Below are 22,533 nucleotides of genomic sequence, written 5' to 3' on the forward strand. Positions count from 1 at the left end.
TGTGTACAACATGCGTTATTCTTGGGCTATTGCCATTATCCCGGCTTTGGTTTTACAAGGTTATACGGATGAACGATAAAATCTTTTCATTACCGGTTACAGAACAGATTTCTCCTGCTATTAGTCAACGAAATATAGATGGCTTTCCACTGATAGTCGTCTCTCATCCTAAAGTTCGTGGTGCAATCAGCTTGCAAGGGGCGCACCTTATCGCCTGGCAACCCAGTGGTGAAGAGCCGGGGTTATGGCTGAGCAAGAAAACCGCATTTGCAGCAGGTACCGCTATCCGCGGTGGTATACCTATTTGTTGGCCTTGGTTTGGTTTCTCAAGAGCACCAAGTCATGGCTTTGCCAGAATTCTTCCCTGGGAATTTAGCGCACATAATGAACATGAAAATGGCGTCATATTAACTTTCACACTGAAAGACAATGAATATACCCATAAATTGTGGCCTTATGATTTTACCTTGATTGCCCGTTTCAAACTGTGTGAAACCTGTGAAGTGGAGCTAGAAACCCATGGTGATTATCAAGCAACTTGTGCCCTGCACACTTATCTGAATATAGGCGATATTAATCAGGTTTCGATTAGCGGTTTAGGTAAACATTTTATTGATACGGTGGCTGACAAAGAGCAACACATCACAGCAGAGCATCTTATTTTCAATGGTCGCACTGATCGCATTTATACCGAGCCGGAAGATTTCAATTTGATAAGGGATAAATCGCTGAAACGGACTATTGAAATTCACCATTATCATCACAGTGATGTTGTATGCTGGAATCCAGGTGCCCAATTGTCAAACAGTATGAAAGATATGTGCAATGAAGGTTATAAAAATATGATTTGTGTAGAAACAGCTCGCATCAATAAGCCACTAATCTCTAAAGATGATAGCCCAGCCCATATTTCGGTGTTAATCCGTTGCCGGAAAGACTACCAGTAAATATATCACTCATTCACATTAAAAAGACTGAATATTATCCCATGAATTCAGTCTCTATTCGATATACCCGTTATCTTTCAAGTTGCCTCTTTGTTGGCTGCACTCACTCACCCCGGTCACATCGTTATCTATGCTCCCAGGGATTCTCTCCCTTGCCGTCGCGATGCATCTTGAAATCCATAGGGTATATTATCGCCGTGAGTAATTAAAAACTATATGTAACACCTGTCCAAACAATACTTGAATATGACTTATTAACCATTGGGCTATCTTTAATTTCACTCGGTAAACGCTCAACGCGCCCCATCATAAATACAGACCATTCCTGGTTAAATTTATAATTAGCAGATAATTCGAGATAGGGAGTCCAACTATCATCTGGAGTATATTTTTCTAGTCCGCTATGGCGTGATTCACTATCTTTAATACCATATTCATAACGATTTTGTTTTTTACTATTCCAAACCACCCCTAATCCTGGTTGTAATGACCAATCATCACTTTTAAATTCATATAAATAAGCCAGGTCAATCGTTATGCCTTTACTTTTACCCAAAGTATCCGCAGCAAAAGAGCTACGCAACGTTCCCCAATCTTCAATATGACGATAGCTAAAGCCGCCCATCATAGTATCATGGCGACGATCCAACTTTTTCATCTGCTTATCTTCATTATCTTTTGGGCGGAAATTTTGAGGATAGTAATAGACATCTAAAGATAGCTGATCTTTTGGTTGATTCCACAAATAATACCCGGCGGCTAAAGTATGAAAATAGAAATTGTCACTTTCATAATTAACCATTGGAACAAACAACACTTTATCTTTATTCTTTACCCCCTTATAAGGTGATGCCTCAGCTAAAACAGAGGCACCAATTGACCACTGTCCCGCATAAGCCAAAGATGAAGAAAGACAAAAAGTGACGACTGTGGCTAAAATTTTAGCTTTGTTGATCATGATTAACTATTTCCTTTAAAACAATTATGCGATTAGCGATATCAAGTGTAAAAGATCATTTCCCTCATTTCCAAGTAATAACGTCCTATTTTGCCTTAAAAAGCACAATATGTTTAGTGCCCGCCTAATTATTCTGACAAAAATAGACAGATTAGAAAAAACAAAGATATATTAATTTAGCGAAAACGGTAACTTATTTCCTGCAATAATACCAAACGGTGACGACTATTTAACGACATCATATATACCCGTCATCTTTCAAGTTGCCTCTTTGTTGGCTGCACTCGCTCACCCCGGTCACATAGTTACCTATGCTCCCGGGGATTCACTCCCTTGCCGTCGCGATCCATCTTGAAATCCATAGGGTATAGATACCGGGACCCGATCTGCCAATGCGCACAATAATTCATAGCCAATCGTTCCAGAGCTCTCCGCCACATCATCCACCGGCAAATTTTTCCCCCACAATTCAACACGACTGCCAATTTGGGCCTGCGGACAAGGTGTTAAATCCACCGACAACATGTCCATTGATACTGTACCTAATACTTGGGTCCTAACACCATCGACAATAATCGGTGTTCCCGTCATTGCACAACGGGGATAACCATCAGCATAGCCACAGGCGACGGTACCGACTCGCATAGGGCCTGACACTGTATATTTACTGCCATAACCTATTTTGTCTCCTGCCTTGAGATTCTGAATAGCAATAATCTCACTTTGCAGACTCATCACCGCTTTCAACCCAATATCGGCAATATCTTTCCACTTTCCACTCGGTGAGGCGCCATAAAGCACGATACCGGGACGTACCCAATCTCTATGAGTTTGTGGATACCACAAAGAAGCAGCTGAATTAGCCAAACATTGAGAAATATCCAATCCCTGACTCACTGAATTAATAACGTTAAGTTGTTCAGTAACGCCGATCTCCTTATTATCCGTATTCGCAAAATGTGACATTAACGTTATTTGCCCAATTTGCCGGATACCTCTTGCTAATGATAAAACCGCGCTATATTGATCCACAGGAAATCCCAATCGATTCATACCGCTATTGAGTTTGAGATAAATATTGATGGGCTTACTCAAATTGGCCGCTTCGATTGCTTCAAGTTGCCAATGGCTATGCACTACCGTTGTCAACTGATATTCATCAATTATTGGTAAATCTTCCGGTTTGAAAAACCCTTCCAATAGTAAGATTGCCCCCTGCCACCCCTGCTCCCGCAATAAAATCGCTTCATGAAAATCAAGTAAAGCAAATCCATCAGCCTGATCAAGATATCGCCATATACAATGCAGACCATGCCCATAAGCATTTGCTTTAACAACAGCCCAGATTTTACTATTACCGACCTTATTACGAATAATCGCCAGATTATTTTCCAATGCATCAAGATGGATCGTTGCCGAAATCGGACGTGGCATATTCTATTAGCCTCTCAGTTCAGTGTGTAATTGATGTCTATACCCGTCATCTTTCAAGTTGCCTCTTTGTTGGCTGCACTCACTCACCCCGGTCACATAGTTATCTATGCTCCCGGGGATTCGCTCCCTTGCCGCCGCGATGCATCTTGAAATCCATAGGGTATAAATGGCACCAATTTTGTATTAAAACCATTAATATAACGAAATACTGATAAATCATCAGATGCAATGGCAGGCTTTTTACCCGAAATAATATCAGCCAGCAATTGACTGGAACCGCATGCCATTGTCCATCCCAATGTACCATGCCCTGTATTTAGATAGAGATTGTGATATTCAGTCGGCCCAACAATTGGCGTACCATCTGGTGTCATTGGACGTAATCCTGTCCAAAAATGAGTCTGAGCAATATCGCCACCGCCTGGATAAAGGTCTTGCACCACCATTTTCAATGTTTCATAACGTGCTTTAAGCAGATTCAAATTGAAACCGACAACTTCTGCCATTCCACCCACACGAATACGGTTATCAAACCGGGTAATCGCAATTTTGTATGTTTCATCCAATGCAGTCGATACCGGAGCCCGTTGTGCATCGACAATAGGCATAGTTAATGAATAACCTTTCAGTGGATATACTGGAATTTTGACAAGACCTTTCAGTAATTCAGTGGAATAAGCGCCCATTGCAACAACATAGTTGTCTGCTGTCATAACACCATCTTCGCACTGGACGCCGGTAATCCGATCCCCTTCCACCAATAACTGTTTGACCTGTTTATTAAACAGAAACGTTACACCCGCCGCTTCTGCCATTTTTGCCAACTCTTTAGTAAAAAGCTGACAATCACCCGTTTCGTCGTTCGGTAATTGTAAGCCCCCCGTCAGTTTGTAAGCGACATGTGCTAATGCCGGCTCTACTGTCGCTAGCTTATCTGCCGTTAATAAATTGTAAGGAACACCTTCCTGTTCAAGAACGGCGATGTCATTCACGGCATTATCAAACTGCTTATTGGTGCGGAATAACTGAAGCGTGCCCCCCTGCCGCCCTTCGTATTGAATACCCGTATCTGCCCTCAATTGTTTGATACAGTCACGACTGTACTCTGCCAGTCGTACCATCCGGCTCTTATTTATCGCATAGTGACTTGCATCACAATTACGCAGCATCTGCCACATCCAGCGTAACTGAAACAGCGATCCATCCGGACGAATAGCCAATGGAGCATGACGTTGAAACATCCATTTAATCGCTTTCAATGGAATACCCGGCGCTCCCCATGGGGTCGCGTATCCCGGCGAGATCTGCCCGGCATTAGCCGCACTGGTTTCCTCAGCAGCGCTTCCCTGGCGATCAATGACAGTGACTTCATGACCTTGCTGTACCAAATACCAGGCACTGGTTACACCAATAACACCACTACCTAAAACAAGGATTCTCATCATGGCCCCCGGACGATTTAAAATTTTAGGCAAGCATAATATGCTGATTATAAAAAACCAATATAGAACAATCATCGGTCACGTCAATAATCTACATTTATGATTTAGGTCACAATTAAATTACATTTATGCAACAGGCTTATTTGTGATTCATACATACCCAACTTATGAAAATTAATATTAAAATCATAAAATTAAGATAATAATTACGATATGAACCACATGCTAATTATTTCATATCAAGTCATTATTCTGAGTTTTTCAGTGAAAAAAATGAATCAATTAAACAACCACAAGATACCAATAACCATCAATTAATCGAAATAAAAACCTAAACAAAAACCAAAAAATCAGAATAACATTCTGAAATAGAGACATTAACGATTAGCTTGAGATTGAATCAGAAAAAAGAAACAAAACGCCCGGTACAGAGCATTCTGCACCGGGTCAATTCAAAATAATTTTGATTTGAAACTACTAGATCGGATAAGGCCTGGAATTAAGTAAAAATACTAACGAGATATCAGCGACGCACTTCAGACAAATCACTTGGCATCGTACTTTGCATACTGTGCCAAATGACACCGCTCTCTTTACCATAGTTACGTACACATTCCATGACGTTATCGTAAGATTTATCACGACATAATATCACCAGTTGCTGATAAAAATTCAGCGCCAATTTACGCGCCTCAGGATTAGAGAAGTAATAACGCCCTATACGGGTATATAGCCCTTTCAACCCATTGATAATAAGGCCGTAAATTGGATTACCTGAAGCAAAAGCCAAACCACGGAAAATATCATAATCTAGCATACTAAATGAATCCGAGTTATCTTCCACATGCTCTTTTTCCGCCAGTACTTCCAATGATTTCCCCGGATTATGCTTAAAAGCCGTGCGAATAAATATCGCCGCAATATTCGTTCTCACCGCCAGTAGGTTATCAATCAACTCAGGAACGCGATCGTGATCAAGACGGGCCAGAGTCTCTAAAATATTAAGACCCGATGTTTCCCAAAAGTTATTCACTTTTGTTGGTTTGCCATGCTGAATAGTTAACCATCCATCACGTGCCAAACGCTGCAATACTTCACGCAGGGTGGTCCTTGTCACACCAATTAACTCAGATAATTCACGTTCTGCCGGAAGAATGGAGCCTGGAGGAAAACGGCCGTTCCATATACTCTCAATAATATACTCTTCCGCAAAACCTGCGGGACTTTGAGCCTTAATGACCATATTTTTATTATTCCAACGTGATTTTTTCAACTAAAAATAGATGAAATTATATCAGAATACGCAACTTCAATATAGCTATACCCGTTATCTTTCAAGTTGCCTCTTTGTTGGCTGCACTCGCTCACTCCGGTCACATAGTTACCCATGCTCCGGGGATTCACTCCCTTGCCGTCGCGATGCATTTTGAAATCCATTGGGTATATGTAGTCTAGAAAGCGTACTAATGCTTAATTATACCTCATTTCCCTTAAAACATTCTGTATTAAAGCGTATTATTGTTTAAAGAACACAATTTTACGAATTTAGAGGAACTTTAATTGCAATGGAAACCAGTATCCTAAAAACAGCGGTAAAAAACTTTCTCGGCAACTCGCCAGATTGGTATAAGCTCGCTATCATCATCTTTCTCATCACCAACCCATTGATATTCTTCTTTATTAATCCATTTGTCGCAGGCTGGCTACTTGTTATCGAATTTATCTTTACTTTAGCAATGGCACTTAAATGTTACCCGCTACAACCAGGTGGCCTGTTGGCGATTGAAGCGGTCATTATCGGCATGACCTCACCTCAACAAGTTGGTCATGAAATTGCTAATAACTTGGAAGTTGTACTGTTGCTGATATTTATGGTCGCAGGAATTTACTTTATGAAGCAATTACTATTATTTGCTTTCACTAAACTCCTGCTCTCCATAAAATCTAAGCGTATGCTTGCCTTGGCATTCTGCCTAGCCAGCGCATTCCTGTCAGCATTTCTTGACGCCCTGACCGTTATCGCGGTAGTTATTAGTGTTTCCCTTGGTTTCTACTCTATCTACAACAACTTCATTACGGATCAGCATGATGTAATTAACGCTAAACATGACAATGACACTGATACAGCAAAAAAGAAGCAAACTCTTGAACAGTTTCGCGCTTTTTTGCGCAGTCTGATGATGCATGCAGGTATAGGTACTGCACTCGGTGGTGTAATGACGATGGTAGGAGAACCACAAAATCTGATTATCGCCAAAAACGTTAATTGGGATTTTGTCACCTTCTTTATTCGCATGGCGCCAATTACCCTACCTGTCTTTCTCTGCGGGCTGCTAGTCTGTTTTCTGGTCGAACACTTTAAATTGTTCGGTTATGGTACAGAATTGCCAGAACGCGTCCGACAGGTATTGGAAGATTACGATAAAAAAACCAGCGCAAAACGAACACGTAAAGAAAAAGCACAGCTTATTGCTCAAGCGCTAATAGGTATATGGCTCATTGTCGCGCTGGCATTTCATCTGGCAGAAGTTGGTCTGATTGGCCTTTCAGTCATCATTCTAACCACATCGTTCTGTGGTATTACCGAAGAACATGCACTGGGTAAAGCATTTGAAGAGGCACTACCGTTCACGGCATTACTGACTGTATTCTTTTCTATCGTTGCAGTCATTGTTGACCAGCAACTGTTTACGCCATTTATTCAGTTCGTATTACAGGTTTCTGAAACTTCTCAACTTTCCCTGTTCTATCTGTTCAATGGCTTACTCTCATCAGTATCAGATAACGTGTTTGTCGGTACGGTTTATATCAATGAAGCAAGAGCTGCCATGCAAGAGGGCCTGATTTCACATAAACAATTTGAATATCTGGCTGTTGCGATTAATACCGGCACTAACCTGCCTTCCGTTGCAACACCTAACGGACAAGCCGCATTTCTGTTCTTGTTGACTTCGACATTATCACCATTGATTCGTTTATCTTATGGCCGCATGGTGATCATGGCATTACCTTATACCATTGTCATGACGCTGGCCGGTTTGCTGTGTGTAGAATTTCTGCTAATTCCAGTCACTGACATGATGGTTCATTGGGGCTTAATTGCTTTGCCATAACCAACCAATGCCGTATTGAGCAATGATTACGCTCAATACGGTTTTATTTTTCCTCGAAAAAGCCAGATTTACCTTAATTGACTTTTTTTGTTACCTGTAAATCGGCAAAATAGGCGCTCAATTGTTTATCTTAATCTGCATGGAAAAAAGGAAATGATGCGATTTTTGAACCACTGTTCTCAAGGACGAAGCGCATGGCTGTTAATGATTTTGACTGCCCTGATATTAGAAAGCTCGGCATTATATTTTCAACATGCGATGAAATTACAACCCTGCGTGATGTGTATTTATGAACGGGTTGCTCTGTTTGGTGTGTTGGGCGCTGGGATATTAGGTGTAATCTCACCAAAAACGCCGTTACGCTGGCTGGCTATTATTTTGTGGACCTACAGTGCCTGGAGTGGCCTGCAACTCGCATGGGAACATACTATGATGCAGTTGCACCCTTCTCCATTTAATACCTGTGATTTCTTCGTAAACTTCCCTTCATGGTTGGCGTTAAACCAATGGCTTCCTTCTGTATTCGAAGCTACAGGTGATTGTTCAGTAAGACAGTGGCAATTCCTGACATTAGAGATGCCACAATGGTTAGTCGGTATTTTTGCTGCTTATTTAGTTACTGCTGTATTCGTATTAATCAGCCAATTTTTTATTCGTAAATAATTACCAACTCAGACAGGTGAAAATGATTGTCTGATGAATCAAATATACTCGCAGAATCATGCCCAAGGCACCTATAACCGGATATCCGAACGGCATGTTCTGCACATATCAAGTTGGTTAATTTCTACCTCAAATTGATGCACAAGAACCTTGCAACAATGCCCTTTCATCACAACGCTTTCCATTTGCCAACTGGCAAACAGGTATTTGCGCGCCATTTAATTGTATTGCGAATGCAGGCATACCACCCACATAAGAACAAATTGCTCTGGCATTGTCCCTAAGAGCAACTTCTGGTTGAGAATTTTCCGGTTGAAAGTATTGTATCCCCTGATATTGGGTAGATGTTTTCCCTGCCTGGCGACTACAACCCGCTAATACAGCAAGACTAAAAAGTACCCCTAATAAGACTGTCTGGAATCCTTTCTTATTACTGGCATTTAACATATCTCTTCTCCAGAAAACGATTCAGGGAAAACAAGGGCACCGTTAATTGTTAATTAATGTGCACTGCTGTTAGAAAGCAGGTTTATTACCATTACACCGGCAACAATAAGAGCCATACCTAAAATAGCCGCCCAATCCAGCTTCTGTTGATATAAAAATATCGCGGCAATAGAAACCAACACAATACCCAAGCCAGACCATATGGCGTAAGCAATTCCTAATGGCACAACTTTGACCACCTGAGATAACCCCCAAAAAGCGATACCGTATCCAACAATGACCAGTATAGAAGGGAATAATTTACTAAACCCATCAGAGGCTTTTAATGAAGCCGTTGCTATAACTTCGGCAACAATTGCCATTGCTAAATATGCAAATCCATTCATATCATGACTCTCTATAGTAGAAACAACAAATCGACCAACATTAATAGATAGAAGGCTGAATCTATCACAAACGCTTTAAGGTGTAACGTAACAAAATTGATATATTTCGTTCCTTAAATCCAATTCAAACCTTATTTATCCCCGCTTAAGAGGTACCGCTCAGGCAGGAAAATCGCTGGAGAGATTTTACAGAGAATATGGAAAAGTGCTAACGATAGGTTCCAGCTTTGAGATTTAGATCAGAATCATTCGCACGATACCCTTTAGGATTTCTAAGAAAACATAGCGAGGTAGAATTAAAAACGTGTAGATTTATAAACTAAAAATAATCTTATCATTTGATTAAGTAATGATAGTGACGAAACGATAAGGAAGTTATATGGTCTGACGTTGAGTCAACATGTTAAAAACAACTACCGGAGCAAAGAAAAGAAACATTCAACCCAGTTCCTGTATCGTACAGCAATTCACTGGACAATAACATATTTCATCACCATTAATATAAGCCTTATATTATGCTTGATATCAATGGCAATGTATTTACTATTAAAAATACGCTTAGCTATTAAATGAAAACTAAGCGTATATACCCTATGGATTTCAAGATGCATCGCGACGGCCAGGGAGCGAATCCCCGGGAGCATAGAAAACTATGTAACCGGGGTGAGTGAGTGCAGCCAACAAAGAGGCAACTTGAAAGATGACGGGTATAAACTGCATTTATCAATAAACCATCTCATCCCAGATACAATATCCTGATGTTCCCGCCATATGATGCCGACAAGTAATATTGACATACTGAACTGAAACAACTTCCTCCGGTTGACCTTTATTATCATTAATAACATGCGGATAATTAACATTTAAATCGCAAATTTTTGCCCCGGTGAGCAAGATGGAATAAAAAAGTTCCTGTGAGCCTATTTGAGAAGTCCGATAAATATCAAATGTCAATTCCAGTTTTTCACGATTAGCCGCCGCGATCATGAGCAATGGAGAAGATTTATCTAATAACTTAATAAAAGTTACCGGCTGATAATTAACATGTTGAGCGACAGTCAAACCATGATTGAATTGCAACACCATAATTTGATTTCCATGTCCATTCTGATATCGGTTACCAATGGAATCCAAAGTCGAACATCCTTGAGAAATAAGCCCCTGAGATTCACCTTTTATCGTCACATAAATCATATTTGCCATAGCCTTACCTACTTAGTTTACCTTATGTTCGAGTTCGCATTCTGAATTATTTTCCTTTGATTTCAAGAAGAGAATTGTAATTAATCGTTAGTTATCTTATATAAATGTAAATATTGCAGGCTTGTAGTCAGGCCAAATATACAAACGAACTTCTTTCACTGTTTCTATACTTTAGTATAGAAAAAACCATAAATTAATCAATATCAACGGACAGCATCAGATTGAATTTATCCATCACCTAACCCCCTATGAATTCTCACTCTGTAGAGATTATAGACCCGTTTACTATATGTTGAAGATAATCCGATTATCTGATTAAGTGATGTTATCTAACATTGAGCCAGCATGTTAAAAGCCACTAGCGGAACAAATAGGGTATATGAAAAGAAACATACAACCCGGTTTCTGTGTTGTACAGCAACCCGGAGGATTGAGCTTTCAAGCAAGTCTGTTATTCAGCCATTCAAATAGCGAAGCGGCCCGCTATTTTATGGAATTAAATTCAAATTACCGATTCCTGAAACCGGGGCAAATCCTGCTGGTGGCAGATCCAGATTCCTATAATCCCCCGCATCTCATACAGCTATTGAAACAATCTCAGTATGAAGTCAACCAATCCGTTTCAGCTCTGCCTGGTGAATCCGCAGCATTTTTGCATCGTCATTTTGGTCTGTTTCACTATGTACTGGATCAAGGAGGAACCTTAGTTGGCACCGCATCATCAATGGGTGACACTTATTTCTCCCAAATCAAAAAAAATCTGTCAAAGTTACAAAAGCTTTATGAAAAAGAATATCGGTTAAATGGGCTAAACCGAAAATTTATCAGTACCGAGTTTTATGTAGAAAGACAACTGATTATGGGTAACTTAAAGGGATTATTAAATAAATTTAGCAGACTCTATTTGAAAATCGACCAACATCCTAATTTAAAACATGCGTTAAAGTTATCAACCAAAGCCATTGCTCACCAATGGGATAAAGCAGGGATTGGCGCGATAAAGGGATATAATCATATAATCACCCGCAGTGCTAAAATGGTTAAATGGATGAAATATGGCGGCCGAGTTGCTATTGGTCTAGATTTTATCGATACCACCGGGCAGGTTATTGATGCCTGTAATTATGGACAAACAGGAAAATGTGAAAAAGTGGCTATCAAAGAATATAGTAAATTTTCCGGTAGAACGATAGGAGGAGGAAGTCTTGCGTATATTAGTGGAGTTGCCGCAGGCACAGCATGTGTTGTTCTTGGGATTGCAACTGAAGGATTAGCGGCTGGAATTTGCATAGCAGGCGGCGGCTTATCTGGTGGTTATATTGGCAGTAAAATCGGAGAAAGGGCTGCTGAATCTATCGTAGATTTATTTATAGGAAATTAACTATGAGCATATTGGATTTGATAATGACAATATGTCTTTTCTTATCTCTTTTATTTTCGGTTATATCAATAGCCATTTACAAAATAAATCAAAAAAAGATGGATAAAATTATTGAATTATATATAGAAGAAGGACTTTATTTACCAACAGGCATAATAATAAAACGCTTCGGAAGGATGCGTGATCAGATTCACGTCGTTTTGTTCTTCTACATGTTGTTAATCGGAAAAAAAATGAAGATAAATCAGCCTGATAGTAAATATATGCACCAAGAATCTTATTACTTTATTCAAAATCTACCCTCCAGTTTAACGCATTGGATGAAAACATGCATTATTATCACTTATATAGGTGGAGCATTTGCTCTAATATCAACAATAATAATCTTAATTCAAAATTATTATTAATCGTGCTAAACCTAATATCAGTAGCTATTTACAAGATAAATCAGCGCAACATCAATAAAATCATTGAATTATATACAGAGGCTGGACTTTATATGTTAGCAGGAGCAAAAATGGGCCGTTTTTTGGGCATTTATAGTCAGTATCAGGTTGCAATGTTTTTCTATATGCAGCTCACCGGGAAAAGAATAAGAATCAATGAAAAGGATAGTAAATACATGTACCAAGAATCTTATAACTTTATTCAAAACCTACCCTCCAGATTAACTCACTGGATAAAAATATATTTCATCACCTTTAATATAAGTGGTGCATTTTTCTTCATAACAATGAAGTCATTTCTATTTAGAGAATATTCTTAACTATACTGGACATTCAATAGGATTTTAATATGAATATAATCACTTTTATCATTTTACTTATTCCTTGCGCTTCTTTTATTGGTTTTTTCATTATATCAGCAGCTATTTACAAAATAAATCAAAGAAAGATGGATAAAATTATTGATTTATATATGGAAAAAGGATTTTGTTTATCATCAGGAGCATACATGGGGCATTTTATGGGTATTCACGGTCAATTTTATACTGCCGCATTTTTCTATAAATTATTGACAGGAAAAAAATAAGAATAAATAGACCTAATAGTAAATATATGCCACAAGAGTCTTACGATTTCATTCAAAATTTATCCCCCAATTTAACTCACTGGATAAAAATATGTTACATTACCATCAATATAAGTGTTGCATCCTTCATTATATCAATGGCAATATGCTTGTTTGAAAAATACGCTTAACCATACTAAATATTCAATGGGACTTTAATATGAATAGAATAACTTTTATCATCTTGGTTATTTCTTATATCTCTTTCAATCTTTTTCTCATTATATCAATAGCCATTTACAAAATAAATCAAAAAAAGATGGATGAAATTATTGAATTATATATGAAAAAAGGTTTTTGCTTATCAGCAGCAGCATACATTGGTCATTCTATGGGTATTCATGGTCAGATTCATCCTGCCGTATTTTTCTATAAATTATTAACAGGGAAAAGAATAAGGATAAATGAGCCTGGTAGTAAATATATGCCCCAAGAATCCTATGATTTCATTCAAAACTTACCCTCCAATTTGACCCACTGGATAAAAATATATTTCATCACCATTAATATAAGTTTTATATCCTTCTTTATATCAACAGTAACGGCTTTATGTCATAAATACTCTTATATTTTTAACTGAATTCAACTCAAAATACGCACTAAAATTTGGAGATCACATTAAGAATAAAAATGGAGAATGTAATGGGTAAATCTGCTATTGAGTATTTTTTGGAGATGAATATGCACAGAATAATTCCTCTTGTTGTTATTATCTCTTAATCAGTTTATTATCTTTCGCTATTGGAATAGTATTTCTTACATATGATAAATATATCTTACCGTTTTTTAATTAAGACTTTTTTAGAAGAACACGTAGCCAGGAAGACTATAGATAACTATGGATTTGAGAAAGCTGCGGAATTTACTGTAGATTTTTTTATAGGAAATTGACTATGTGCATATTGGATTTGATAATGACCATATGTTTTTTCTTATCTATTTTATTTTTGGTTATATCAATAGCCATTTACAAAATAAACCAAAAAAAGATGGATAAAATTATTGAATTATATATAGAAGAAGGACTTTATTTACCAACAGGCATAATAATACAACGCTTCGGAAGGATGCGTGATCAGATTCACGTCGTTTTGTTCTTCTACATGCTGTTAACTGGAAAAAAAATGAAGATAAATCAGCCTGATAGTAAATACATGCACCAAGAATCTTATTACTTTATTCAAAATCTACCCTCCAGTTTAACGCATTGGATGAAAACATGCATCATTATCACTTATATAGGTGTAGCATTTGCTCTCATATTAACAATAATAATATTAATTCAAAAATATTATTCATCGTGCTAAATGGATATGCGTAGCTGTCTGTAGTGTAGTAGGTGGAATTGCCGGAAGCACAGCAGGAGATTTTTTAATAGATAAAACCGTAAGTGAATAACATGAATATCTTAATCAATACAGTTAACTTTATCATGCTTTCTTTATTTTTAGTTAGTATGTTTTTGTTGCTATCTTTATTCATTTTTTATGGAATAAATAAAAAATCCTTCACAGAAATCAGAGACGAATATATAAAAAATGGGTTTTTTATACCACAAATTATATATGTAATATCGTTTTCTGGCTTCTATGGGAGTTATTATCTATCATGTTTCTTCTACCAGATAATAACTAGAAGAAAGACTATAATATCTCGTGCTTTTATAGGTAATTCCATCCCGCAAGAAGCATATGAGTTCGCAAATAGTATACCTAAAAAACTTGCATTAATAATGATTATCCATTATTCTATATTCTTATTCATTTTAAGCTGTTACTTCTCTTGTTATACAAGTAATTAACGAATACATAAAATACACCCTATTAATTAAAACATCAATGGGAATTAATATGAACAGATTAACTCTTATCATTATGACTATCCTTTATATTTTATTTATTGTTTTTTTAGTTGTATCAATCATTATTTACAAAATAAATCAGAGTAAGATGAATGAAATTATTGAATCATATATAGGAAAAGGACTTTATTTATCAGCAGGAGTAAAGCTGGGCCGTTTTTTGGGTGTTTATGGTCAATTTCAAGTTGCTATGTTTTTTTACCAATTACTCATTGGAAAGAGAATAAGAATCAATGAAAAGGATAGTAAATATATGTATAAAGAGTCCTACGACTTTATCCAGAGATTACCGAAAAATATGACAAGGTGGTTAAAGCCCTATATTTTAACCACCTCCATCAGTATATTATCTTTCTCTATCGGAATGATATTTGTTTTATATTTCAAATATATCAAATAGACTATAAATTTATATTCAACATTCAATTGAATATTAATATGAACAGAGTCACATATATCATCTTATTTATTTCATTCACTATTTTTATTATTATATCAATAGCCATTTGCAAAATAAATCAGAAAAATATGGATCAAATTATCGAATTATATATAGAAGAAGGGTTTTATTTACCAATAGGAATAACGATAGAACGCTTCGGAAGGATGCGTGATCAGATTTACGTCATTTTGTTCTTCTACAGGCTGTTAATCGAAAAAAGAATGAAGACAAATCAGCCTGATAGTAAATATATGCACTAAGAATTTTATTACTTTATTCAAAACCCACCCTCCAGTTTAACTCATTGGATGAAAATATGTATCATTACCACTTATATAGGTGCAGCATTAATTCTCATATCAACAATAATAATCTTAATTCAAAAACATTATTCATCGTGTTAAATCTATTTAAGAGGCTCAATAAACATCAAATGTCAGTTCCAGTTTTTCACGTGTTAGCATCCGCTATCATTAACAATGGTGAAGGTTTAATGACGTTTAGCATCTAGAATATAGGCAATCCTCATCTCCCATACAGAAAAAACTGTCAATTCATCCGCATTAACAGGTAAAAACGAGCGGAATCTATCACAAACTCTTTAAGGTGTTAAGGTAACAAAAATGGTATACTCCACCGCCTAAATCCCATTTAAACATTATTTACAGAGCGTCCGTGGTGGATCAGAAACAACAATATAACCTGAACAAATTACAGAAACGTTTACGCCGTGATGTCGGTCAGGCAATCGCTGATTTCAATATGATTGAGGAAGGCGATCGCATTATAGTCTGCCTTTCTGGTGGTAAAGACAGCTATACCCTGCTGTCCATCCTGCAAAATCTGCAAAAAAGCGCTCCGGTTAATTTCTCACTTGTTGCAGTTAATCTGGATCAGAAACAACCCGGTTTTCCTGAGCATATCCTTCCCGCTTATCTGGATGAACTGGGGGTCGAATATAAAATTGTCGAAGAAAACACTTATGGCATAGTGAAAGAGAAGATACCCGAAGGTAAAACAACTTGTTCTCTCTGCTCCCGCCTGCGCCGTGGCATCTTATATCGTACAGCCACTGAGTTGGGCGCCACGAAAATTGCATTAGGCCATCACCGTGATGATATTTTGCAAACCTTATTTCTCAATATGTTTTATGGCGGCAAACTAAAAGGTATGCCGCCAAAGTTAATGAGCGATGCTGGTAAACATGTTGTTATTCGCCCTCTCGCCTATTGCCGCGAGAAAGATATTGAACGCTATGCAACCGCCAAAGCATTCCCGATCATTCCTTGTAATCTCTGTGGTTCACAACCCAATCTGCAACGTCAGGTTATCAAGGATATGTTACGGGAATGGGATAAGCGTTATCCCGGCAGAATTGAAACCATGTTTCGTGCGGTACAAAATGTCGTTCCATCGCATCTCAGCGATTTTAATCTATTCGATTTTAAAAATATCACTCACAACAGCGAAGTGATTGATGGTGGCGATCTCGCTTTTGACCGCGAAGAATTACCCATACAACTCGTCAGTGATATAGAAGATCAACCCGATTATCAATCAGAACGACTGGATGTTATTGAAGTCAAATAGCTATTCTTACTGCCTATCCCAATAGCAGGATCTTAATCATACCGCTCTGGATATATCTCAGAGCGTTAATTTCTGCTTCTCTTTCACTTTCGTCTTGATTTTTATTTATTTTCCTAAAGCAACAAATGAAAAATAAAAAAAGCCGACATTAGAAATTAATATCGGCACAAGAATGGGCAATTATTCTGTATAAAGACTTATGTGAGAAAAACTAAAATTACGGAGAACAACATTCATCGCTTAACGTTGTTTTCACCTGCGAGAGTTATCATGCCTCAATGACGACTGGTGAATATTGATATATCTCAAATTAAGGGCTAGTTTTAGTAACTCTTCTCCGTAGTTATGTTTCATATCTCCAAATAACGATTTAATTTTCATAGCCATTTACTTCTTTTTAACCACCAGGCAACAAATATAATCAATCCCAATAACAGCAAACAAAAAATACTAAAACCCAGATGGTTTTCATTACCAGGAATACCGCCAAGGTTGACACCAAATAATCCAGTCAGGAATGTTGTCGGTAAAAAAATCATGGCAAATAATGACATAGTATAAGTACGACGGTTCATCGCATCCGCCATCATGGATGTAATTTCATCTGAAATAATCGCTGTGCGAGCAATACAACCATCCAAATCATCCAATTCCCTTCCCAAGCGATCAGAGATTTCCTGCATTCGATGACGATCTTCATCACTCATCCAGAGTAATCTTTCATTGGCGAGACGAGCAAATACATCTCTTTGAGGCGCCATATAACGGCGCAGAACAATCAATTGCTTACGCAGTAAAGCTAATCCACCCCGTCCCGGTATCCGTTGCTCAAGAATCATATTCTCAAGCTCAATAAGGTTGTCATGAAGATCTTCAATAAAATTACCCACTTCATCGGTTATTGCATCAGCCATTTCAACCAACCAGTGCCCGGTCGTTTTCGCGCCTACCCCATTCTGTAAATCATTCAGTACCTGTTCCAGTGAATGAACTTTACGATGGCGACTGGAAACGATAATTTCAGAATTAATATATACCGAATGAACTTCAAGATGCTTGAGTCGTCAGACATAAAAACATTTAAATTCAACAACATAATCGTTTTTCAAACATGCACTTTGAAGTATCTTGAGTATAAATACGGAACGTGACCAGTTGATCGGGACGTTCACTTTTATTGCTATTAATTGTTCGCAGCGTAATCATCGTACCATCTCCGGTACGAACTATTTTTGGTCTAAAACTCTCTCCGGCCAGCCCCTTTTTGACTGTTTCTGGTAACAGATCCGTGTCCATTATCCAGCGATAACTTTTGGGATTGTGGTAATCCAGATGTTGCCAGAAAGGTTGAGCTGGTGTGGCTAATCCATTCATGTCAATCGGCGTCATACCGCCTTGACCATCAAACTGACAAGCATAGACTGCATCAGCCTCTTGCAATGATGAGCCATAAATGGTTTCCACATCCAGCTCCTTACCCTTAATGCTTAATTATGTACATAGTATGACTATATGCCACGTCTTCTGGATTGGTGATCGGGTATCCTTTTAACCAAGGTTTTATCAATCTGCCGTTAGTGTATTGATAAATCGGCGCAATAGGCACCTGTTCAGCAATCATTTGCTCCGCTTTGTTGTAGTCATCGTTTCTTAAGCCATCATCTGTTCGCAAACTAGCAGATTGTAGCAGTTTGTCGTAATTTGCCTGATGGAATTTAGCAATATTGCCACTATGCGTTGACGTTAACAGGCTTAGAAATGTAGAAGGTTCGTTATAATCACCCACCCAAGATGCACGAATAACATCAAAATTACCCGTGTTACGGCTATCAATATAAGTTTTCCATTCCTGATTCATCAAACTTACTTGCACCCCCAGTTTTTTCTTCCACATAGAGGCAATAGCAATCGCAATTTTCTGGTGGTTTTCGGAATTATTATAGAGCAGAGAAAGTTTCAGTGGATTGTTCGGCCCGTAACCAGCCGCTTGTAACAAAACTTTAGCCTGTTGGTCCAGTTCTGCCTGTGTATGTTGTTCCATGTCACTAAGCACAGGATGGAAACCTGCGGTCACATCCGGCGTAAAATGCCAGGCAGGTTTCTCTCCCGTCGCCAAGACTTTTTCCGCAATGACTTTACGGTCAATTGTCATAGAAAGCGCTTTACGCACTCTGGCATCATTCGTTGGTGCACGTTGGGTGTTAAAAGCGTAATAATAGGTCCCCAACTGATCCGGCGTATAGACTTGCCCAGGTAATTCATGCTGCAATTTTTTATACATATTTTTCGGGAAGGATTCGGTAATATCCAAATCATCCGCCAGATAGCGTTTAGTCGCGTGCGATTCCTGATTAATTGGTACGAATGTGACTTTGGTCAGGACGGTTTTTTTATGATCCCAGTAATAAGGGTTTGGTGTCAGAACGATTTTTTCATTAACAATTCGATCATGTAATTTGAAAGCACCATTCCCCACCAAATGACCAACTTTTATCCACTCTTTCCCATATTTTTCTACTATTTTCTTATTTACCGGATAGAGACTGAAATTCGCAGTCAGATTGGGAAAATAAGGCACAGGCCGGTTTAATGTCACCTTTAATGTGTGCTTATCAATGGCCTCAACACCCAGTTTTGCCGGCAGTAGTTTACCGTCAATAATTTCCTGAGCATTTTCAATACCCGCTAGTGCGGCAAACCAAGCAAAAGATGAGGTATTAGCCGGAGTGACCAACCGCTGCCAACTATACACAAAATCTGTCACAGTAACCGGTTCACCATTTGACCAACGAGCATCAGAACGCAAGGTAAAAAACCAAGTTTTGTTGTCTGCGGTTTTCCACGCTGTTGCGACGCCGGGAATGGCCTTGCCATACGCATCCTGATTCACTAACCCTTCAAACAGATCACGCTGAACTTGCGCTTCTGTCAAACCCACGGCATTAATCGGGTCCAAGGACGCCGGTTCGTCTTTTAGGTGACGCACCAGTTCCTGTTTGTCATTAAGCTGAGTGCCAGAAGGAACTTCCGCAGCAAAAGCAGAAACGGAGATAAGAGAACTATTGATAATAATGATAAGTAGTGCACAAGAAATCAGATTGAAATAGCGCATAAGGTAATAATCTGCCCTGTTATAAAATAGATATCCCATTACTAAATTATAAGCCATTGTCAGAATGACACAATCAGACAATTTTACTCTTACAAGCACTATTTTTGATGGGCAAGCGCCAAATATTCTTCTACACTGGGCAATCGTGGTTCATTTATCAGAGGAAGAAAGCTATGACACAAACAGTAAAATTTCAAGGCAATGATATCGCCGTAAGCGGCCAGTTCCCAAAATCAGGGGAAAAAGCGAAAGATTTTACTCTGACAGCCAAAGATCTCTCCGATGTCTCTCTTAGCCACTATGCTGGAAAAAGTAAGGTGCTGAATATTTTCCCAAGTATCGATACCGGTGTTTGCGCGGCATCAGTACGTAAATTTAATCAGGTAGCGAATGATTTGGAAAATACCGTCGTACTGTGCATTTCTGCCGACCTGCCTTTTGCTCAGTCCCGTTTCTGTGGCGCGGAAGGGTTATCAAATGTCGTCACGCTGTCTACCCTGCGTGGCGGTACTTTCAGTGAAGATTATGGCGTTGCCATCAGCAGTAGTCCTCTGAGTGGTCTCACAGCCCGTGCAGTCATTGTGCTTGATGAAAGCGATAACGTGATTTATAGCCAACTGGTTGATGAAATCACTAATGAGCCAGATTACGATAGCGCACTGGCCGCACTGAAATAAATCCCGTGATTTATGCCCTATGGATTTCAAGATGGATCGCGACGGCAAGGGAGTGAATCCCCGGGAGCATAGGTAACTATGTGACCGGGGTGAGCGAGTGCAGCCAACAAAGAGGCAACTTGAAAGATGACGGGTATATATAGTGCCCACTTCCGGTGGGCATTGTTTTATTCATCACCATCCGGCTCATATTCAGTAGCATGCTTCCTGCTACTCAGACCATATTCTCTCAATTTATTGGCAATCGCAGTATGCGATACCCCAAGACGTTTAGCCAGTTTACGCGTGCTAGGATAGTGCCGATAAAGACGCGTTAACACCGAACGTTCAAAACGTTTACTGATTTCATCCAGAGAACCATTGAACACATCTTCACTAAAAGAAACCTCTGTTTCAAACTCTGGCAGTTGTATATCCCGCGGCGTCAGCTCCATATTTTCAAGCTGAGTCAGCGCCCGATAGATGGCATTTTGTAACTGCCTTACGTTACCGGGCCAACTGTAACTCGTCAGAAAGTGGGGAAGTTCAGGGGACAATTTCGGTTTCAGTACTCCCTGTTCTTCAGAAAAACGCTCAATAAAATACTCCACCAGCGGCATAATATCTGCTTTACGATCACGCAACGGCGGGAGTGTAATCGCCAACACATTAAGACGATAATAGAGATCTTCGCGAAATTCCCCTCGCTGCACCAATTCAACCAGATTTTTTTGTGTAGCACAGATAACTCTGACATTCACTTTGACTTCATTTTCCTCCCCTACTCGGCGGAAAGTACCATCATTAAGAAAACGCAGCAGCTTAATTTGCATCTGTGGCGACATTTCGCCAATTTCATCCAGTAAAACAGTGCCTCCATTAGCCTGCTCGAAGAAACCTTTCTTTCCTTCAATCGCATTCGGATAAGCGCCGGCGGCATAGCCAAACAGTTCACTTTCTACTACATCATCCGGCATTGATGCGCAGTTCAACCCCAAAAAGGGCTGTTTTCCGCGTAAGCTGTGAAAATGACAGGCTTTCGCCAGAATATCTTTGCCAGTTCCTGTCTCACCAATCAGCAACAGTGGCGCATCCAGCATCGCCATTTTACGGGCCTGCTCAATAATCTGAGTCATTTTTGGGCTAACAGCGATAATCGCCTTAAACTCACTACCATCATTGACAGTTAGTTTTTTCAGTTGATTCCCTATTCGAGCAGCAGATTTGAGCATAATCACTGTGCCAACACATTGCATTTTCTGCTTTTCATCAATCAGCTGAATAGGAGTAATATCCATCAGGTAGTCCAGGCCTTTGAGAGTTATCCTTTCCACTCGTTGCTGGATATTTTTATTTTCAAACCAGCGCGAAAAGTTATAACCGCTGATAAACTGCCCAATAGGTTTTTGATAAGTTTGTTCCTCACTAACACCAAACAGCTTAAACACCGCGGAGTTAGCAAGCTCAATATTTCCTTTCAGATCAACTGAAAAAACAGGCTCAGGCAAGGATTCCAACAGTGCACACATCGCTTTGTGTTCTCTTTCTGAAGGCATAAAAGAGACGGTACGAACATCAATAACACCATTAATACGGCGAATTTCTGCCATCAATTTACGAAATACATTGAAATCAACTTGTGAAAAATTAAGGTAAATCCGGCCGATTTGAGATATTTCTATCCCTTTTAAATCAATATTCTCTAATACCAGTAGATCGAGCAGTTCACGGGTCAGCCCAATTCGATCATGGCAAGCAACTTCTAAGCGCATCTGTTTTGACCTTATTTACACTAATGCATATAATTTTTTAAAATACTACTCTCTA

At 38.8% G+C, this 22,533-nt stretch carries 21 protein-coding genes and 2 pseudogenes; 11 read left to right on the top strand and 12 right to left on the bottom strand.

What is annotated here, in order from left to right; genetic code table 11:
* Positions 1–68: 68 nt before the first annotated feature.
* Complete coding sequence (locus CKY02_RS01110; protein ID WP_112893901.1) at positions 69–947, top strand: D-hexose-6-phosphate mutarotase; 879 nt, start codon at positions 69–71, stop codon at positions 945–947.
* 205 nt (positions 948–1,152) lie between these two features.
* Here CKY02_RS01110 and CKY02_RS01115 read toward each other — a convergent pair whose 3' ends face one another.
* The 5 genes from CKY02_RS01115 to CKY02_RS24215 form a co-directional block, all read right to left on the bottom strand.
* Positions 1,153–1,905, bottom strand: coding sequence for a MipA/OmpV family protein (locus tag CKY02_RS01115; RefSeq protein WP_112893902.1), 753 nt, complete (start codon positions 1,903–1,905; stop codon positions 1,153–1,155).
* Between the two features lie 309 nt (positions 1,906–2,214).
* The gene (dadX, locus tag CKY02_RS01120; protein WP_112893903.1) at positions 2,215–3,339 is read right to left on the bottom strand and encodes a catabolic alanine racemase DadX; all 1,125 of its coding nucleotides are present in this window, start codon (positions 3,337–3,339) and stop codon (positions 2,215–2,217) included.
* A gap of 104 nt (positions 3,340–3,443) precedes the next feature.
* The gene (locus CKY02_RS01125) at positions 3,444–4,781 is read right to left on the bottom strand and encodes a D-amino acid dehydrogenase (RefSeq protein ID WP_112893904.1); all 1,338 of its coding nucleotides are present in this window, start codon (positions 4,779–4,781) and stop codon (positions 3,444–3,446) included.
* Between the two features lie 523 nt (positions 4,782–5,304).
* Entirely contained in the window at positions 5,305–6,024 is a 720-nt protein-coding gene (fadR, locus tag CKY02_RS01130) for a fatty acid metabolism transcriptional regulator FadR (RefSeq protein ID WP_112893905.1), read from the bottom strand.
* A 26-nt stretch (positions 6,025–6,050) separates the two neighbouring features.
* A complete protein-coding gene (locus CKY02_RS24215; protein ID WP_162119947.1) occupies positions 6,051–6,206 on the bottom strand; it encodes a hypothetical protein in 156 nt (51 codons plus the stop codon).
* 140 nt (positions 6,207–6,346) lie between these two features.
* Between CKY02_RS24215 and nhaB the strand changes: the two genes are divergently transcribed.
* Both nhaB and dsbB read left to right on the top strand, forming a co-directional pair.
* Positions 6,347–7,894 (top strand): sodium/proton antiporter NhaB, encoded by a 1,548-nt coding sequence (gene nhaB, locus CKY02_RS01135; RefSeq protein WP_112893906.1) that lies wholly within the window; start codon positions 6,347–6,349, stop codon positions 7,892–7,894.
* 153 nt (positions 7,895–8,047) lie between these two features.
* Positions 8,048–8,557, top strand: coding sequence for a disulfide bond formation protein DsbB (gene dsbB / locus CKY02_RS01140; protein ID WP_112893907.1), 510 nt, complete (start codon positions 8,048–8,050; stop codon positions 8,555–8,557).
* 129 nt (positions 8,558–8,686) lie between these two features.
* Here the strand turns inward: dsbB and CKY02_RS01145 are convergent, their stop codons facing one another.
* The 3 genes from CKY02_RS01145 to CKY02_RS01155 form a co-directional block, all read right to left on the bottom strand.
* Positions 8,687–9,004, bottom strand: a complete 318-nt coding sequence (locus CKY02_RS01145; protein ID WP_112893908.1) for a putative hemolysin — start codon at positions 9,002–9,004, stop codon at positions 8,687–8,689.
* 53 nt (positions 9,005–9,057) lie between these two features.
* A complete protein-coding gene (locus CKY02_RS01150) occupies positions 9,058–9,390 on the bottom strand; it encodes a DMT family transporter (protein ID WP_112893909.1) in 333 nt (110 codons plus the stop codon).
* Positions 9,391–10,113: 723 nt separating this feature from the next.
* The gene (locus CKY02_RS01155; RefSeq protein ID WP_046396857.1) at positions 10,114–10,593 is read right to left on the bottom strand and encodes an Hcp family type VI secretion system effector; all 480 of its coding nucleotides are present in this window, start codon (positions 10,591–10,593) and stop codon (positions 10,114–10,116) included.
* A 430-nt stretch (positions 10,594–11,023) separates the two neighbouring features.
* Between CKY02_RS01155 and CKY02_RS01160 the strand changes: the two genes are divergently transcribed.
* The 7 genes from CKY02_RS01160 (at position 11,024) to ttcA (ending at position 16,938) form a co-directional block, all read left to right on the top strand.
* Positions 11,024–11,974, top strand: coding sequence for a hypothetical protein (locus CKY02_RS01160; RefSeq protein WP_146747376.1), 951 nt, complete (start codon positions 11,024–11,026; stop codon positions 11,972–11,974).
* Between the two features lie 2 nt (positions 11,975–11,976).
* On the top strand, positions 11,977–12,381 hold the full coding sequence (locus CKY02_RS01165) for a hypothetical protein (RefSeq protein WP_112893911.1): 405 nt from the start codon (positions 11,977–11,979) through the stop codon (positions 12,379–12,381).
* 92 nt (positions 12,382–12,473) lie between these two features.
* Complete coding sequence (locus CKY02_RS01170) at positions 12,474–12,740, top strand: hypothetical protein (RefSeq protein WP_202924504.1); 267 nt, start codon at positions 12,474–12,476, stop codon at positions 12,738–12,740.
* Between the two features lie 29 nt (positions 12,741–12,769).
* Positions 12,770–13,006, top strand: coding sequence for a hypothetical protein (locus CKY02_RS25415; RefSeq protein WP_238399057.1), 237 nt, complete (start codon positions 12,770–12,772; stop codon positions 13,004–13,006).
* Between the two features lie 199 nt (positions 13,007–13,205).
* Complete coding sequence (locus CKY02_RS01180) at positions 13,206–13,625, top strand: hypothetical protein (RefSeq protein ID WP_112893912.1); 420 nt, start codon at positions 13,206–13,208, stop codon at positions 13,623–13,625.
* Between the two features lie 1,270 nt (positions 13,626–14,895).
* Positions 14,896–15,306, top strand: a complete 411-nt coding sequence (locus tag CKY02_RS01195; RefSeq protein WP_112893915.1) for a hypothetical protein — start codon at positions 14,896–14,898, stop codon at positions 15,304–15,306.
* A 702-nt stretch (positions 15,307–16,008) separates the two neighbouring features.
* Positions 16,009–16,938, top strand: a complete 930-nt coding sequence (gene ttcA, locus CKY02_RS01205; RefSeq protein WP_193493030.1) for a tRNA 2-thiocytidine(32) synthetase TtcA — start codon at positions 16,009–16,011, stop codon at positions 16,936–16,938.
* Between the two features lie 377 nt (positions 16,939–17,315).
* Here ttcA and zntB (CKY02_RS01210) read toward each other — a convergent pair.
* The 3 genes and pseudogenes from zntB (CKY02_RS01210) to CKY02_RS01220 form a co-directional block, all read right to left on the bottom strand.
* Positions 17,316–17,978: pseudogene (zntB, locus tag CKY02_RS01210) on the bottom strand (zinc transporter ZntB); the annotation flags it as partial.
* A gap of 85 nt (positions 17,979–18,063) precedes the next feature.
* A pseudogene (gene zntB, locus CKY02_RS01215) lies at positions 18,064–18,402 on the bottom strand (zinc transporter ZntB); the annotation flags it as partial.
* A 16-nt stretch (positions 18,403–18,418) separates the two neighbouring features.
* Complete coding sequence (locus CKY02_RS01220) at positions 18,419–20,050, bottom strand: peptide ABC transporter substrate-binding protein (RefSeq protein WP_112894013.1); 1,632 nt, start codon at positions 20,048–20,050, stop codon at positions 18,419–18,421.
* A gap of 173 nt (positions 20,051–20,223) precedes the next feature.
* On the opposite strand from CKY02_RS01220, the gene tpx reads away from it, so the two are divergent.
* Positions 20,224–20,727 (top strand): thiol peroxidase, encoded by a 504-nt coding sequence (tpx, locus tag CKY02_RS01225; protein ID WP_112893918.1) that lies wholly within the window; start codon positions 20,224–20,226, stop codon positions 20,725–20,727.
* A 167-nt stretch (positions 20,728–20,894) separates the two neighbouring features.
* Here tpx and tyrR read toward each other — a convergent pair whose 3' ends face one another.
* Positions 20,895–22,478: a transcriptional regulator TyrR gene (tyrR, locus tag CKY02_RS01230; RefSeq protein ID WP_112893919.1), complete on the bottom strand. Its 1,584-nt coding sequence runs from the start codon at positions 22,476–22,478 to the stop codon at positions 20,895–20,897.
* Positions 22,479–22,533: the final 55 nt, after the last annotated feature.

Origin of the sequence: Photorhabdus bodei (genome assembly GCF_003287735.1) — a bacterium.
GTDB lineage: Bacteria > Pseudomonadota > Gammaproteobacteria > Enterobacterales > Enterobacteriaceae > Photorhabdus > Photorhabdus kayaii.